Raw genomic sequence first — 14,894 nt, forward strand, 5'->3', positions numbered from 1 at the left:
CTCCCTTTCTGGGTTTGTATCCAAAACAAAGAAAGGGCTTTCATGCATACGTTTGGCAATCGCCGTGATATCGACGGATTACGGGCTCTGGCGGTTATTCCCGTCGTACTGTTTCATTTCGGATTCAATACATTCAGCGGCGGCTTTGTCGGTGTTGATGTGTTTTTCGTCATTTCCGGGTTCCTGATCACGACTATCCTGTTCCGCGAAATCAGCGCTCAGCGCTTCAGCTTCATCGATTTCTGGGCGCGCCGTGCCCGCCGCATCATTCCTGCCCTGACCGTGGTCATGCTGGTGACGCTGGCGCTGGGCTGGTTGCTGCTGACGGCCAAGGACTTCTCCGAGCTGGGCCGAACGGTGCGCTATCAGTCTCTGTTCATCTCCAACATTCTGTTCATGCGCGAGGACGGCTACTTCCAGCCCGCCTCTGATCTCAAACCGCTGCTGCATACCTGGTCGCTGGCGGTGGAAGAGCAGTACTACATCTTCTTTCCACTGCTGATGGCTGCGCTGATCCGTTATGTCCGGCATTGGCGCTGGATGTTGTTCGCGGTGCTGCTGGTGTCGTTTGGCTTGAACATCACCTACATCGAACAAAAGCCGGACTTCGCGTTCTTCTCACTGCCGACTCGCGCTTGGGAGTTGTTGTGCGGCGCGATGCTCGCGGTGATGCCAGCGCCCAAACATGCTGTGCGTCCCTGGCTGTATCAGACAGTGGGTCTCGCCGGTCTGGCAGCGGTTTTGGGCGCGGTGTTCACCTTTGACAAGGCCACGGTTTTCCCGGGCTGGGCGGCGTTGTTGCCGGTGCTGGGCACAACGGCGTTGATCTGGTCGGGCGCGCAAGGGGCTGGTTGGACCGCACGGTTGTTGAGCCTGCCAGCATTGGTTTGGGTCGGGTTGCTCTCTTATTCCCTGTATCTGTGGCACTGGCCGGTGTATGTCTACGCCAACGCTATTTCGATCGACGGCATTCAGCCATTGGAGGCGATTGCCTGGATAGCCTTGGCGCTGGGCCTTGCGTGGCTGAGTTTGCGCTATGTCGAGTTGCCTTTGCGGGAAAAACGCCTGCTTGTCTCTCGCAATGCGGTGCTGGCGGGAGGTCTTGCGGCCATCGTTGTGCTCGTGGCAACGGGATCGGCGATCCGTTCGGCCGATGGTGTTCCTCAGCGCCTGACCGGTAAGGCGCTGGAGTACGCGCAGTCCCGTGAGTGGCATGCAGGGCAGATGAAATGCATGTTGGTCACCCAGGACAAGTCGCTGGACAAGGCCTGCCTGGTGGGTGGCAAGGCGAATGTCCCGGCCACTCAGTTGTTCTGGGGTGACAGCCATGCCGCCGCCTTGCTGCCGGCCATCGAGAGCAATGCCCGTCGCGAGGGGCGTCCGGTATGGCTGTACAGCATGAGCGCCTGTCCGCCGATTCTCAGTGATGACCCGCGTCAGCGCTGCAAGGATTTCAACGAACAGACCATGGAGCGGGTGCGCAGCCTTGGCATCAGGGATGTGGTACTGGCTTCCAACTGGAGCCTTTATGTGTACGGCCGCGAAGACGGTGACAAGAAGGTGCTGCTTAATTCACACGACGATACTGCCCAGGCCGAGCAACGCATGGCCGCTGCGCTGAAGGCGCGCGTGGCTGCGCTGCGAGAGGCGGGGGCGCAAGTCTGGTTGTTCAAGGAAGTGCCGCTGCAGCGCAAAGGCAGCATCAATCGACTGACCAGCCTGGCGCGGATTGGGCGTTCGACCGAGGGGCTTGGTCGTCCGCTGGAGGAGCATCTGGCGCGCCAGCATTTCATCGGTGCCTTGTTCAACGCCATGAGTGCCGCCGACCCAGGGGTGCATGTGATCGATCCAACGCCGCTGATGTGCGCCAGCGGCATCTGCAGCATTGAGGTCAACGGCCACTCCCAGTACAAGGATGAGGATCACCTGTCTGATGTGGGCAGCGCCAGACTGAGTCCCCTGTTTGCGCCATTGCTGCTGGGTACGAGCCACAATTGAGCGATGCCAGACGCTGACGGGCTGCTGTTTGCCCGTCAGAGCAGGTAGGATGTACGCCTATTTTGAGGGTGCCATCGTCAATGAAATTCAAGGATCTTCGGGATTTCGTGCAGCAGCTTGAGCAGCGCGGAGAGTTGAAACGCATCCAGATTCCCGTCTCGCCGGTGCTGGAAATGACCGAGGTGTGCGACCGTACGCTACGGGCCAAGGGCCCGGCGCTGCTGTTCGAGAAACCCACCGGCTACGATATCCCGGTGCTCGGCAACCTGTTCGGCACCCCTGAGCGGGTGGCGATGGGCATGGGCGCCGAGTCGGTCAGCGAGCTGCGCGAAATCGGCAAGCTGCTGGCGTTCCTCAAGGAGCCGGAGCCACCGAAGGGCTTGAAAGACGCATGGTCGAAACTGCCGATCTTCCGCAAGATCATCTCGATGGCGCCGAAAGTCGTCAAAGACGCGGTGTGCCAGGAAGTGGTCATCGAAGGCGACGACGTCGACCTGGCCATGCTGCCCGTGCAAACCTGCTGGCCCGGCGATGTCGGCCCGCTGATCACCTGGGGCCTGACCGTCACCAAAGGCCCGAACAAGGACCGCCAGAACCTCGGCATCTACCGCCAACAAGTGATCGGCCGCAACAAGGTCATCATGCGTTGGCTCAGCCACCGTGGCGGCGCGCTGGATTACCGCGAATGGTGCGAGAAACACCCGGGCAAGCCGTTCCCGGTGTCCGTGGCCCTTGGCGCTGATCCGGCGACCATTCTCGGCGCCGTGACCCCCGTGCCGGACAGCCTCTCCGAATACGCTTTCGCCGGACTGCTGCGTGGCAACCGCACTGAGTTGGTGAAGTGCCGCGGCAACGACCTGCAAGTGCCGGCCAGTGCCGAGATCATCCTTGAAGGCGTGATCCATCCCGGCGAGATGGCCGACGAAGGTCCGTATGGCGACCATACCGGCTACTACAACGAAGTCGACAGCTTCCCGGTGTTCACCGTTGAGCGCATCACCCACCGGATCAAGCCGATCTACCACAGCACCTACACCGGCCGTCCGCCGGATGAGCCGGCCATTCTCGGCGTGGCGCTGAATGAAGTGTTCGTGCCGATCCTGCAGAAGCAGTTCCCGGAGATCACCGACTTCTACCTGCCGCCCGAAGGCTGTTCGTACCGCATGGCCGTGGTGACGATGAAGAAGTCGTATCCGGGGCATGCCAAGCGCGTGATGCTCGGTGTCTGGTCGTTTTTGCGACAGTTCATGTACACCAAGTTCGTTATCGTCACCGACGACGATATCAACGCCCGGGACTGGAACGACGTGATCTGGGCCATCACCACGCGCATGGACCCCAAGCGCGACACGGTGATGATCGATAACACGCCGATCGACTACCTGGACTTCGCCTCGCCGGTCTCCGGCCTGGGTTCAAAAATGGGCCTGGATGCCACCCACAAGTGGCCGGGCGAAACCACTCGTGAGTGGGGCCGCGTGATCGTCAAGGACGACGCCGTCACTCAGCGGATCGATGCCATCTGGAATCAGTTAGGAATAGATTGATGCGTGTAACCCTGCAGCCCTCCGGAGCGGTGCTTGAGATACAACCCGGTGAGCGGATTCTCGATGGAGCGCGGCGCCTGGGCTACGACTGCCCGCAAAGCTGCCGCAATGGTAATTGCCACGTGTGTGCGGCGCTGCTGGTGGAAGGCCGTGTCGAACAGGCCGGCAAGGTGCACGATCATGGCGAGTTCTACACTTGCATAGCCGAGCCGCTGGAAGACTGCGTCCTGTTGTGGGATGGCGTGCTCGCGCTGGGAGAGTTGCCGGTGCGCAGCCTGTCGTGTCAGGTCATCGAATGCCGGGACGTCGGTGGCGACACCTGGCGTGTGCGCCTGCGCGCGCCGGCCGGTAAACCGCCGCGCTATCACGCCGGACAATATTTGATGATCGAGCGCGAGAACGGCGAAAAATCGGCGTTCTCCATGGCCTCGGCACCGCACGGCGGACGTGATCTGGAAATCCACGTACTGGCGCGCGAAGCCAGTGCGTTGAGCCTGATCGAGCAACTGCAACGCAACGCGATGGTGCGCGTCGAGCTGCCAATGGGCGACACCCACCTCGCCGAACTGCCCGACGGGCCGCTGGTGTTGATCGCCGCCGGTACCGGCATGGGCCAGATTCACAGCTTGATCGAACATTGCCGCGCCAATGGCTTCAAGCATCCCGTGCATCTGTACTGGGGCGTGCGCCGTCCGGAAGATTTTTATGACATCGAACATTGGGACGAATGGCTGAAGCTGCCCAATCTGTTTCTGCACAAAGTCGTCAGCGACCAATGCGGCTGGGAAGGGCGCTGCGGGATGCTGCACGAGGCGGTCTGTGAAGACTTTCCGGATCTCAAGCCTCTGCACGTCTACGCCAGCGGCTCACCTGCCATGGTCTACGGCACGCTCGACGCTTTGGTCGAGGCGGGGATGGATGCCCATCAGATGCGCGCTGATGTGTTTGCCTACGCCCCACGTGCCTGAGTCGTTATAACTCGCTATATAGCTGATCGGTATTTATGCAATTACATAAATACCGGTAGGTTATATATCCACCAGGCAATTAATTAAGAACCGTGCCATGGCACTTAAATTGCCTTTAAACATATGTGCCTTATTGTTTCAGCGGTGCGTTCTATTAAGTAATTCATCACCCGCGGGGAGCTGAACGCTATTCGCCATGAGCGCCATTGAAAACGCTTTTCTGAACCTGGCTTACCCTCCGCGGCTCGATCTTGGGCCGCCGCTGACGCACGAACAACTTCTCGCCTCCATGCAATCGACCATGGCGCGCCACAAGGGTGGGCCGGTGTGGCTGTTCGCCTACGGATCGTTGATCTGGCGGCCGGAATGCACAGCGGTGGAGCGCGTGCGCGGGCGTGTGCATGGCTACCATCGTGGCTTGTACCTGTGGTCGCACGAACACCGGGGTACGCCGGAAATGCCCGGATTGGTCTTTGGTCTGGATCGTGGCGGCTCGTGCAGCGGCTTCGCCTATCGGCTGCCGGAAGACAATCTCGACGCGGCGCTGTATGCGCTGTGGAAACGCGAGATGCCGTTCCCGTCTTATCGGCCACACTGGCTCAACTGCCGGCTCGAAGATGGCAGCCAGGTTCAGGCGTTGGGATTTGTTCTGGAGCGACACCTGCCCAGCTATGCCGGCAACTTGCCGGATCATGTGCTGAGCCAGGTGTTTGAAAGCGCTTGCGGACGTTACGGCACGACTCGCGATTATGTCGAGCAGACCGCCCACGCCCTGCGCAGCCACGCCATGCCAGACCGGAATCTGGAGGCGCGGCTCAAGCGCTGTCGATTAAAAGCCGATCAGGCGATGGCTTCGCGGCTCTGACTGGCGACTTGCTTGTGCCAGAGCGTTGGGGCCAGGAAGGCCATCGCCAACAGGCAAGCGCCGACCAGCAGGACGAAACCGCCGTCCCAGCCGAAGTGGTCCACGGTGTAGCCCATCGCGGCACTGGCCGCGACCGACCCCCCCAGATAACCGAACAGACCGGTGAAGCCCGCAGCGGTACCGGCAGCTTTCTTCGGCGCCAGTTCCAGCGCCTGTAAGCCGATCAGCATCACCGGGCCGTAGATCAGGAAGCCGATCGAGAACAGGGCAATCATGTCGACGGTCGGGTTGCCGGCCGGGTTGAGCCAGTAAACCAGTGTCGCGACGGTCACCATCGCCATGAACACCATGCCGGTCAGGCCGCGGTTGCCACGGAAGATCTTGTCCGACATCCAGCCGCACAGCAGCGTGCCCGGAATACCGGCCCACTCGTAGAAGAAATAGGCCCACGAGGTTTTATCCACGGTGAAACCCTTGGCTTCCTTGAGGTAGGTCGGTGCCCAGTCGAGTACGCCGTAGCGCAGCAGGTAGACGAAGACGTTGGCCATGGCGATGTACCAGAGCATTTTGTTGCGCAGCACGTATTTGACGAAAATTTCCTTGGCGCTGAATTCGTCTTCGTGGCTGGAATCGTAGCCTTCCGGGTAATCGTTCTTGTACTTCTCGATCGGCGGCAGGCCGACCGATTGCGGGGTGTCGCGCATGGTAATGAAGGCAAACACCGCCACGCCCAGCGCTACCGCTGCCGGTACATAGAACGCGGCGTGCCAGTCGTTGAACAGGCCCATGCCGATCAGGAACAGCGGGCCGATCAGGCCACCGCCGACGTTGTGCGCCACGTTCCACACCGAGACCACGCCGCCGCGTTCCTTCTGCGACCACCAGTGCACCATGGTGCGTCCGCTCGGCGGCCAGCCCATGCCCTGGGCCCAGCCGTTGATGAACAGAAGAATGAACATCATGGTCACGCTGGACGTCGCCCAAGGCGCGAAACCGAAAACGAACATCACCCCCGCCGACACCAGCAAGCCGAACGGCAGGAAGAAGCGCGGGTTGGAACGGTCGGACACCAGGCCCATGAGGAACTTCGACAAGCCATACGCAATGGCAATCGCCGACATCGCCAGACCCAGATCGCCACGGCTGTAGCCTTCGTCGATCAGATACGGCATGGCCAGGGAGAAGTTTTTGCGCAGCAGGTAATAACCCGCGTAGCCGATGAAAATACCGGCAAAGATCTGCCAGCGCAGGCGTCGGTAGGTACTGTCTATTTTTTCTTCAGGCAATGGAGCCTGATGTGCGGCAGGACGAAAGAAAGCAAACATTCAAGAGCTCCAGATTTCTTGTTTTGACTGCGGATGCGAATGTTACAGTTTCGTTACCGAAAATAGCACCGGTTCGCATTGGCAAAACAGCGGAAAATGTTGGAAGTCGCATGTTCTTTTACGAACCTGTCGCTCAGCTGTAAAAACAGGGCGTTTTTGTCGCGTCCAATACGTTGTGTCTTAGACTCGCCGTCAGTAACCCCCATTGCTTCAGCAGAGTTGAATGATGGCCCTGAAAATTCGCAGGTTGGTGCCCCGATTGTTAGTCGCGATAGCGCTCACTGTTTCGGTGCTGGCGCTGAGTTTCGCGCAGTACCCCGTTGCGCCGGGATTGCGCAATGTCACCGTGTTGATCGTTCGTCATGCGGAAAAGCCTGATGTAGGCAGAGGACTCAATGCTCGAGGCGAGCAACGCGCGGTTGCCTATGCCGACTATTTCACCCCGTTGAAACTGGCGGGCGAAATACTTACGCCCCAGCGCCTGATCGCGGCCGGCGATACCGCTGAGAGTGCCCGCTCGCGCTTGACCCTGACCCCGCTGGCCGAGCGCCTGCAGTTGCCCATCGAGCAGCCTTACGACAATGGCGACTTTGAGCAACTGGTCAAAACGCTGCGCAAGAGCAATCAGGCGCATACGCTGTTGATCGCCTGGCATCACGGTCACATCAATAAGCTGATCGCGGAGTTCGGCGGCGATGGCCCGGCACTCACTGGCCGGCCAAAGTGGCCGGATAACGTCTACGACTGGCTTATCGTGCTGAGCTTCGATGACAAGGGGCGTCTGATCCAGTCGCAAAGTCAGAAAATTCAGGAGCATCTGCTGCCGGGCGACCTCCAAGGCGCGTCCGGCGGCTGACGTCTGCGCAACAGCGTTTAGCGCACCTGCACCACCACCTTGCCCACCGCTTTTCGCTGGCCAAGATCATTGATCGCCTGCGCCGCATTGCTCAGCGGATACACCTGCGACACCAACGGTTTTAACTTGCCTTCGGCAAACCAGCCGAACAACTGCTGGAAGTTCGCTGCGTTGTCTTGCGGCTGGCGCTGGGCGAAGGAGCCCCAGAACACGCCGACCACCGCTGCGCCCTTGAGCAGGGCGAGGTTGACTGGCAGTTCGGGAATGCGGCCGCTGGCGAAGCCGACGACCAAGAGGCGGCCGTTCCAGGCGATGGCGCGCACGGCTTGATCAAAAAGATCGCCGCCGACCGGGTCATAGATCACATCAGCGCCTTGGCCGTCGGTGAGGCGTTTGATTTCGTCCTTGAGGCTGGTTTCGCTGTAGTTGATCAGTTCATCGGCGCCGGCTGCCTTGGCCACCGCGAGTTTTTCCGCGCTGCTGGCGGCGGCGATGACCCGGGCGCCCATGGCTTTGCCGATTTCCACGGCAGCCAGACCGACACCGCCGGATGCACCGAGCACCAGCAGGGTTTCGCCCGGTTGCAGGTTGGCGCGTTGCTTGAGCGCGTGCATCGAGGTGCCGTAGGTCATGCTGAATGCGGCGGCAGTGTTGAAGTCCATCGACGGCGGAATCGGCAGTACGTTGTAGCCCGGCACCGCCACTTGCTCGGCGAAACTGCCCCAGCCGGTCAGGGCCATGACCCGGTCGCCCACCTTCAGATGACTGACCTTTTCGCCGACGGCGCTGACCACGCCGGCCGCTTCACCGCCCGGGGAGAACGGGAAGGGCGGCTTGAATTGGTATTTGCCCTCGATGATCAGCGTGTCCGGAAAGTTGACCCCGGCGGCATGCACCTCCAGCAGGATTTCGTTCTTCTTGGCGACAGGACTGGCGACGTCTTCCAGCACCAGCGACTCGGCAGGGCCGAAGGCTTTGCACAGCACGGCTTTCATCAGGGCTATTCCTTTGGGAGTGATGGCCGATAAGTGTAGGTGTGTCAGTCAACGGGTCAACGAGCATACCCGGCCCTGATAGTCAGCCATAAGCTTGTGCTTGCGCGGCGGGCCGTTATGCTAGGCCGCAAACCGGATAAGGAGCGAATTGTGAAAGCGTGGATCATGTTGTTGCTGGCCCTGTCTCTGCCTGTGGCAGCGCTGGCCGAAGAAGCCAAAGAAGGCGAGGCGCCGAAGGTCAATTACATCACCCTGAGCCCGCCGTTCGTGGGCAACTACGGGTTGGACGGCACGCCAAAACTGAAGGTCTACAAGGCCGACGTGGCGCTGCGCGTAACGGGTGAAGAGGCGACCAAACTGGTCAAGGCCAATGAGCCGCTGATCCGCAATCAACTGGTGGCGCTGTTCGCCCAGCAAACCACCGAGGCGATGGGCAGCATCGATGGCAAGGAAAAACTGCGTCAGGAAGCGCTGAAGCAGACTCAGCAAGTGATGAATGACGAGACCGGTAAACCGGTGGTTGAGGATCTGTTGTTCAATAACCTGATCATTCAGTAAACCATCGCCTCGCCGCTGTTCAAGACGCCAGGCTCTTGCGGAATCGCAGCAGGGCAATGACGAAGAACAGCAGGCCGATGGCCGTCAGCGCCAGCAAGTCCGGCCAGACCACGCTCAGCCCGGCGTCGCGAAACAGTATCGCGGCGCTGAGGCTGACAAAGTGCGTGGACGGCGAGCCCTGCATGACCCACTGCAACCACTGCGGCATGCTGTCCAGCGGCGTGCTGCCGCCCGACAGCAGCAACATCGGGATGATCACCGGAATGGCCAGCAGGCCGAACTGTGGCGTCGAGCGCGCCAGCGTTGCCAGGAAGATGCCCAGCGCGGTACTGGCAAACAGATAAACCGCAGTCACCAGCAAAAACAGGCTCATCGAGCCCGACAAAGGCACGCCCAGTGCCCCTTTGACGACCACCTCCAGCGACAGCCAGGTGCACAGCACCACCACCAGCAGGTTGCTCCATATTTTCGCCAGCATGATTTCCATCGCCGTCAGCGGCAGCACCAGCAAGTGGTCGAGGGTGCCGTGTTCGCGTTCGCGCAGCAGTGCCGTGCCGGTCAGGATGATGGCCAGAATGGTGATGTTGTTGACGATCTGGATCACCGCCAGAAACCAGCCACCCTCAAGATTGGTGTTGAACAGGGCGCGACTGACCAGTTTCACCGGGGCTTTGGCCGCGGCCTCGCTCTGCCCGCCATAGGCCTGCAGTTCACGCTGGAATATCCGGCTGATGTAGCCGGCGCCCATGAACGCCTGGCTCATGGCCGTGGCGTCGACATTGACTTGAATGGCCGGTTGGCGTCCGGCGAGCAGATCGGTCTGAAAGCGCGCCGGGATGTTGATGACGAACGTGTACTGGCCGCTGTCCATGACCGGGTCCAGTTGCGCATAGGGCAGCAGCTCCGGTGTCTGGAACTCCGGCGGTTGCAACGCCTGAGCCAGTTGGCGCGAAAGGGCGCTGTGGTCTTCGTCGACGATGGCCACGCTGGCGTTGTGTACGCCGATCACCGAGCCGGCGGCGGGCATGTAGATCGCCACGGTGAAGGCGTAGAACAGGAACAGCAGCAACACGCTGTCGTGGCGCAGACTGGTCAGCTCTTTGAGTCCCAGGCGCAGGATGTGCGCAAACTTGTGCATCAAACCTCCTGCTTCTTCAGCATGACCAGGCTCAGGCCGGTGAACCCGACAAAGAATCCGAACAAGGCCAGGCATTGCGGCCAGAGCTGGCGCAGATTCAGCGCTTTGGTAAACGTGCCCACCGCGATGTCGAGGAAATGGCCGGCCGGAAACAGCATCCCCATGACCGCCGCCGCCCCTTCAAGCGAAGAGCGCGGCACGATCAGCCCGGAAAACTGGATGGTCGGCAGGCTGGTGATGATCATGGTGCCGAGGATCGCGGCGATTTGCGTGCGGGTGAAGGCCGAGATCAGCAGGCCCATGCTGGTGGTCGCCAACACGTACAGCAAACCACCGAACGCCAGGGTCAGCAGGCTGCCCTTGAACGGCACGCCGAACAGCCAGCGGTTCATCGCCACCAGCACGGCGAGGTTGACCAGACTGATCAGCAGATACGGTGCCTGTTTGCCCAACAGAAATTCCAGACGGGTCAGGGGCGTGGCGTAGAAGTTGGTGATCGACCCCAGCTCTTTCTCACGCACGATACCCAGCGCGGTCAGCATGGCCGGAATGAACGCCAGGATCAGCGCCATGACCCCGGGGCCGATGGCATTGACGCTGACCACATCCTGGTTATAGCGAAAGCGGGTTTGCAGGCTGGCGGCCGGCGGGCGGCTTAACGCCGGACTGCTCTGTTCGGCCAGTTGTTGAAGATTGGCCAGATGCACGGCTTCGACGTAGTTGCGGCTGGTTTCGGCGCGAAACGGCATGCCGCCATCCAGCCACGCCGCCACTTCGGGCTGGCGCCCGGCGTAGAGGTCACGGCCGAAGCCGGGCGGGATCTCCAGCGCCAGTTTGATTTCCGAGCGTTGCAATCGTCGATGCAGCGCTTGAGCGTCTTGAATGGCCGGCTGTTCCTTGAAGTAGCGCGAGCCGCGAAAGGCTTCCAGATAGGCCCGGCTCTGCGGCGTTTGATCCTGGTCGTAAACGGCGAACGCGAGGTTTTCGACGTCCAGGGAGATCCCGTAGCCGAAAATCACCATCATGAAAATCGCCCCCGCCAGCGCAAACACCATGCGTACCTTGTCGCGCAGCAATTCCTTGCCTTCGCGACGGGCCACCGCCAACAAGCGACCGAGGCTCAAACCTTGCTGCTTGACCGGCTCAGTCGCGGCCGCTGGCGCCATTGGCGGTTCGGCTGCGGGGTGCGATTCGGCCTTGCCCTGGGCCTGTTCCAGGCAGGTCACGAAGGCCGCTTCCAGCGTGTCGCCGGCGAACTGACGTTGCAGCGCGGCCGGCGTGTCGCAAGCCAATACTTTGCCCGCGTGCATCAGTGAGATGCGGTCGCAGCGCTGGGCTTCGTTCATGAAGTGGGTCGACAGGAAAATCGTCACGCCTTGATCGCGGGACAACTCGATCAGCAAACGCCAGAAGTCGTCGCGTGCTGCGGGGTCGACGCCTGAGGTCGGCTCATCGAGGATCAGCACTTCCGGGTGATGCAACACCGCCACCGCCAGCGAAAGGCGTTGCCGCAGCCCCAGAGGCAACGCGCCGGACGGCTGGTCAGCGACGTCGAGCAGATTGAAGCGCTGGATCAGCCCGTCAATGCGCTGCGCACTCTCGGTTTTGGGCAAGTCGAACAACCGGGCGTGCAGGTCGAGGTTCTGCCGCACACTGAGTTCGCCGTACAGCGAAAAGCTCTGGGACATGAACCCGACCCGCTTGCGCGTGCCCAGATCCTTGGCGTTCACCGGGTTGCCCAGCAACGTCGCGCTGCCTTCGCTGGCCGGCATCAGCCCGGTCAGGACTTTCATGGTGGTGGTCTTGCCGCAGCCGTTGGAGCCGAGAAAGCCGAAAATCTCGCCGCGACCGATGGCGAAGCTGACGTGATCCACTGCCGTGAAGTCGCCGAAACGCAGGGTCAGGTCATGGGCTTCGATGGCGATGTCGGTGTTGCCCTCGGCGCGGGGCGCAATCACCAGCGGCTGAGCATCGTGATCGCTGTCACCCTGAAAATGCGTAAAGGCGTCATCGAGTTTGCCACTCGGGGTCACGGCTGCCAGTTCATGGCTCAGCCCGGTGGCGATCAACTTGCCGCCATCGAGCATCAGGCACTGTTCGAACTGTTCGGCTTCTTCCATGTAGGCCGTGGCCACCAGCAGGGTCAATTGCGGGCGCTGGCGTCGCACATCGTCGATCAGCTCCCAAAAGCGCCGGCGCGAGAGTGGATCGACGCCGGTGGTCGGCTCATCGAGGATCAGCAGATCCGGTTCATGAATCAGCGCGCAGCACAGCCCCAGCTTCTGCTTCATGCCGCCGGACAACTTGCCGGCCGGGCGATCGGCGAACTTCAGCAGATCCGTGGCGAGCAGCAGGTTGTGCATGCGTTGCTCGCTTTCGGCATTCGACAGGCCAAAGAGTGTGGCAAAGAACTGAATGTTCTCGGTGATCGACAGTTCGGGATACAAGTTGCCGCCCAGCCCCTGAGGCATGAAGGCGATGCGGGCATAGAGCGTGTTGCGATGGTGGCGATCCTGAATCGGGCCGCCCAGGACGTCCAGTTGGCCTTGTTGCAGGGCTTTCACGCCGGCGATCAGTCCCAGCAGACTAGATTTGCCCGCGCCATCAGGGCCGATCAGCCCGCAACGGGTGCCGACCGGCAGGCTGAAGGCAATGTCGCTCAACGCCTGCTGTTTACCGTAGCGGTGGACGATACCGGTCGCCTGAACCGCGCAGTTGCTCATTGCAAATTGGCCGGCCAGGCAATCGGCGCGGTGCGCACATAGCCGGCACCGGGCATGCCGGGTTTGGCCTGCGGCACGGCGCTGGGTTGCACCAGTTGCAGCTTGACGCGGAACACCAGTTTTTGCCGCTCGTCGCGGGTCTCGACCTCTTTTGGGGTGAACTGCGATTTGGCGGCAACGAAGCTGATTGTCGCGGGCAACGGCTTGTCTGGCAGGGCATCGAGCAGGACGCGCGCTTCATCGCCCACCGCCAGGCGCCCAGCCACGGAGGCTGACAGGTAAAGATTCATGTATTGGTCGTTAGGGTCGATCAACAACAACACCCGACCGCCAGCCCCCAGCACCTCGCCGGGCTCGGCCATGCGCAACTGGATCACTCCGTCGATGGGCGCGCGCAAGCTGCTGTCATCGATCTCACTGGTCAGTTGCGCCACTTGCGCCTGCGCCGCCCCGATCGCCGCCCCCACCGCAGACACTTGGGCCCGGGCTGCGTTGACGGCGGCGTTACCGGTGCCGATGCGTGATTGCAACTGATCGATGACCTGGGCGCTGACGTAACCGTGCTTGAACAGCGATTGGGATCGGCCAATCTCTTGCTGGGCCAGCAGCAACTCACTCTGGCGCAATTGCACATTGGCCTGCGCGGCGTTGAGGTTTTCCCGGGCGCGCAAGACTTCGGCTTCGGCCTGGTTGCGCTCGGCCTCGAGGGTGCGGGTGTCCATGCGGGCGAGCAATTGCCCTTTGCTGACCTTGTCGCCTTCATCGACCAGCACCTCGGCCAGGCGGCCGGGCGTCTTGCTGGCGATCTGCACCTCGGTGGCTTCCAGTCGTCCATTGCCCAGCGAAAGGCCTTCGGGCAGGCGGTTGCTCACCGAAAGCCAGTAACCGAAGCCACCCGCTCCCGCCAGCAGAACCAGGAGAGCCCCGGCGTATATGAGTGAAGATCGGCTGTGCGTTGACATGAGGGCATCCTGCGGCTATTGCGTCCAGTCTGACGGTTCAAGCGACGGCGTCGCTTGATGTCAATCAAATGAGCGCCAAGCCTAGCCCTTTTTGCAGGTAAAAAACGGTGACCGAAGAGTTATCAGCGTAATCCGAGTACCGCTGCCCATTGCTGGGGTGTGACGGGCATGACTGAAAGGCGACTGCCTTTTTGCACGAGTGGCATTTCGGCCAGCGCGGTCTGCTGCTTGAGGTAGTCCAGCTTCAAGACCCGGGCAAATGTTTCGACATGGGCGACATCAATCGCGCTCCAGGCGTTTTTCTCTGGTGTGGCCTTCGCGTCGAAGTAATGACTCTGCGGCTCCAGAGCCGTCGGATCGGGGTAGGCCGCTTGAATGATTTTGCCAATCCCGGCAATGCCCGGCTCAGGGCAACTGGAATGGTAGAAAAAGAACTCATCGCCCACCGCCATCGCCCGCAGGAAGTTGCGCGCCTGATAGTTGCGCACCCCGTCCCAGCGCGCTTTGCCGAGTGTCTCCAGGCCTTTGATTGAGAGTTCGTCGGGCTCGGATTTCATCAGCCAATAGGCCATGTGTTTTTCTCCTGGCGGAATGGGTGGGCAAGTTGTCGGGCAATTTTATGACAAACCGACGGTCGGTTGACGTCAGCGTTTGCGCACAGGTTCACGTTGCCGCAAAATGCCGGCCTTTAAAGCTTGACGCTGCTGCACGGCCTACGAACGGAAACCGCTGCTGTCATCGTGATGAGGTGCCTTGAGGGGGGCAATCGATGAAACGCAAACCGGATTTGCTATGGACTTTGGTTATTTTGTTTGGCTTGGGCGTCGTGACCACCGGTTACGCGCAGAGCCTGTGGACCAACAAGACCGACGCACCAATCGAAGTCGCGCAACAGGTTCAACAGTCGACCGCGTTCAAACGCTGAACTGTCTTTTCGACGCCGCTGATCTGCGCGGCGT

At 60.9% G+C, this 14,894-nt stretch carries 13 protein-coding genes; 7 read left to right on the forward strand and 6 right to left on the reverse strand.

The window, feature by feature from the left end:
* The first annotated feature begins 42 nt into the window (after positions 1 to 42).
* From AACY18_RS08055 to AACY18_RS08070, 4 genes are all read left to right on the forward strand, one after another.
* Positions 43 to 1,998 carry an acyltransferase family protein gene (locus AACY18_RS08055; RefSeq protein WP_339464655.1) on the forward strand — a complete coding sequence of 652 codons (1,956 nt, stop codon included), beginning with the start codon at positions 43 to 45 and terminating at the stop codon, positions 1,996 to 1,998.
* Between the two features lie 80 nt (positions 1,999 to 2,078).
* Positions 2,079 to 3,545, forward strand: coding sequence for a 4-hydroxy-3-polyprenylbenzoate decarboxylase (ubiD, locus tag AACY18_RS08060; protein WP_339464656.1), 1,467 nt, complete (start codon positions 2,079 to 2,081; stop codon positions 3,543 to 3,545).
* Positions 3,545 to 4,513 (forward strand): CDP-6-deoxy-delta-3,4-glucoseen reductase, encoded by a 969-nt coding sequence (locus tag AACY18_RS08065; protein WP_339430444.1) that lies wholly within the window; start codon positions 3,545 to 3,547, stop codon positions 4,511 to 4,513. Before ubiD ends, AACY18_RS08065 begins: the two co-directional genes overlap by 1 nt.
* 196 nt (positions 4,514 to 4,709) lie before the next feature.
* A complete protein-coding gene (locus AACY18_RS08070; protein ID WP_339430443.1) occupies positions 4,710 to 5,378 on the forward strand; it encodes a gamma-glutamylcyclotransferase in 669 nt (222 codons plus the stop codon).
* Here the strand turns inward: AACY18_RS08070 and glpT are convergent.
* Positions 5,354 to 6,703 carry a glycerol-3-phosphate transporter gene (gene glpT / locus AACY18_RS08075; RefSeq protein WP_339430442.1) on the reverse strand — a complete coding sequence of 450 codons (1,350 nt, stop codon included), beginning with the start codon at positions 6,701 to 6,703 and terminating at the stop codon, positions 5,354 to 5,356. The genes AACY18_RS08070 and glpT overlap by 25 nt on opposite strands.
* Before the next feature lie 226 nt (positions 6,704 to 6,929).
* Here glpT and AACY18_RS08080 point away from each other — a divergent pair, with 226 nt between their 5' ends.
* Complete coding sequence (locus tag AACY18_RS08080) at positions 6,930 to 7,559, forward strand: flagellar basal body-associated protein FliL (RefSeq protein ID WP_339464698.1); 630 nt, start codon at positions 6,930 to 6,932, stop codon at positions 7,557 to 7,559.
* Between the two features lie 17 nt (positions 7,560 to 7,576).
* On the opposite strand, the gene AACY18_RS08085 is transcribed toward AACY18_RS08080, so the two are convergent.
* Positions 7,577 to 8,554, reverse strand: a complete 978-nt coding sequence (locus AACY18_RS08085; protein ID WP_221730797.1) for an NADPH:quinone oxidoreductase family protein — start codon at positions 8,552 to 8,554, stop codon at positions 7,577 to 7,579.
* Positions 8,555 to 8,704: 150 nt separating this feature from the next.
* On the opposite strand from AACY18_RS08085, the gene AACY18_RS08090 reads away from it, so the two are divergent.
* Positions 8,705 to 9,112 carry a flagellar basal body-associated protein FliL gene (locus AACY18_RS08090; RefSeq protein WP_221730796.1) on the forward strand — a complete coding sequence of 136 codons (408 nt, stop codon included), beginning with the start codon at positions 8,705 to 8,707 and terminating at the stop codon, positions 9,110 to 9,112.
* A 19-nt stretch (positions 9,113 to 9,131) separates the two neighbouring features.
* Here AACY18_RS08090 and AACY18_RS08095 read toward each other — a convergent pair whose 3' ends face one another.
* The 4 genes from AACY18_RS08095 to AACY18_RS08110 all read right to left on the reverse strand — a co-directional run bounded on the left by AACY18_RS08095 (position 9,132) and on the right by AACY18_RS08110 (position 14,507).
* The gene (locus AACY18_RS08095; protein WP_339430441.1) at positions 9,132 to 10,250 is read right to left on the reverse strand and encodes an ABC transporter permease; all 1,119 of its coding nucleotides are present in this window, start codon (positions 10,248 to 10,250) and stop codon (positions 9,132 to 9,134) included.
* Positions 10,250 to 12,973, reverse strand: coding sequence for a ribosome-associated ATPase/putative transporter RbbA (gene rbbA, locus AACY18_RS08100; RefSeq protein WP_339430440.1), 2,724 nt, complete (start codon positions 12,971 to 12,973; stop codon positions 10,250 to 10,252). The genes AACY18_RS08095 and rbbA overlap by 1 nt, the downstream gene beginning before the upstream one ends.
* A complete protein-coding gene (locus AACY18_RS08105; protein WP_339430439.1) occupies positions 12,970 to 13,935 on the reverse strand; it encodes an HlyD family secretion protein in 966 nt (321 codons plus the stop codon). Before AACY18_RS08105 ends, rbbA begins: the two co-directional genes overlap by 4 nt.
* Before the next feature lie 122 nt (positions 13,936 to 14,057).
* Positions 14,058 to 14,507 carry an EVE domain-containing protein gene (locus tag AACY18_RS08110; RefSeq protein WP_339464657.1) on the reverse strand — a complete coding sequence of 150 codons (450 nt, stop codon included), beginning with the start codon at positions 14,505 to 14,507 and terminating at the stop codon, positions 14,058 to 14,060.
* A 197-nt stretch (positions 14,508 to 14,704) separates the two neighbouring features.
* Between AACY18_RS08110 and AACY18_RS08115 the strand changes: the two genes are divergently transcribed.
* Entirely contained in the window at positions 14,705 to 14,860 is a 156-nt protein-coding gene (locus AACY18_RS08115; RefSeq protein WP_339430437.1) for a hypothetical protein, read from the forward strand.
* The last annotated feature ends 34 nt before the right edge of the window (positions 14,861 to 14,894 follow it).

It is taken from the genome of Pseudomonas sp. EA_65y_Pfl2_P74 (genome assembly GCF_963970575.1).
GTDB lineage: Bacteria > Pseudomonadota > Gammaproteobacteria > Pseudomonadales > Pseudomonadaceae > Aquipseudomonas > Aquipseudomonas baetica_A.

What these genes read in the sequence shown, in the direction of transcription:
- AACY18_RS08105 (WP_339430439.1), bottom strand. Translation starts at nt 13,935, where the DNA reads ATGTCAACGCACAGCCGATCTTCACTCATATACGCCGGGGCTCTCCTG.
- AACY18_RS08070 (WP_339430443.1), top strand. Translation starts at nt 4,710, where the DNA reads ATGAGCGCCATTGAAAACGCTTTTCTGAACCTGGCTTACCCTCCGCGG.
- glpT (WP_339430442.1), bottom strand. Translation starts at nt 6,703, where the DNA reads ATGTTTGCTTTCTTTCGTCCTGCCGCACATCAGGCTCCATTGCCTGAA.
- AACY18_RS08085 (WP_221730797.1), bottom strand. Translation starts at nt 8,554, where the DNA reads ATGAAAGCCGTGCTGTGCAAAGCCTTCGGCCCTGCCGAGTCGCTGGTG.
- AACY18_RS08095 (WP_339430441.1), bottom strand. Translation starts at nt 10,250, where the DNA reads ATGCACAAGTTTGCGCACATCCTGCGCCTGGGACTCAAAGAGCTGACC.
- ubiD (WP_339464656.1), top strand. Translation starts at nt 2,079, where the DNA reads ATGAAATTCAAGGATCTTCGGGATTTCGTGCAGCAGCTTGAGCAGCGC.
- rbbA (WP_339430440.1), bottom strand. Translation starts at nt 12,973, where the DNA reads ATGAGCAACTGCGCGGTTCAGGCGACCGGTATCGTCCACCGCTACGGT.
- AACY18_RS08115 (WP_339430437.1), top strand. Translation starts at nt 14,705, where the DNA reads ATGAAACGCAAACCGGATTTGCTATGGACTTTGGTTATTTTGTTTGGC.
- AACY18_RS08065 (WP_339430444.1), top strand. Translation starts at nt 3,545, where the DNA reads ATGCGTGTAACCCTGCAGCCCTCCGGAGCGGTGCTTGAGATACAACCC.
- AACY18_RS08080 (WP_339464698.1), top strand. Translation starts at nt 6,930, where the DNA reads ATGGCCCTGAAAATTCGCAGGTTGGTGCCCCGATTGTTAGTCGCGATA.
- AACY18_RS08110 (WP_339464657.1), bottom strand. Translation starts at nt 14,507, where the DNA reads ATGGCCTATTGGCTGATGAAATCCGAGCCCGACGAACTCTCAATCAAA.
- AACY18_RS08055 (WP_339464655.1), top strand. Translation starts at nt 43, where the DNA reads ATGCATACGTTTGGCAATCGCCGTGATATCGACGGATTACGGGCTCTG.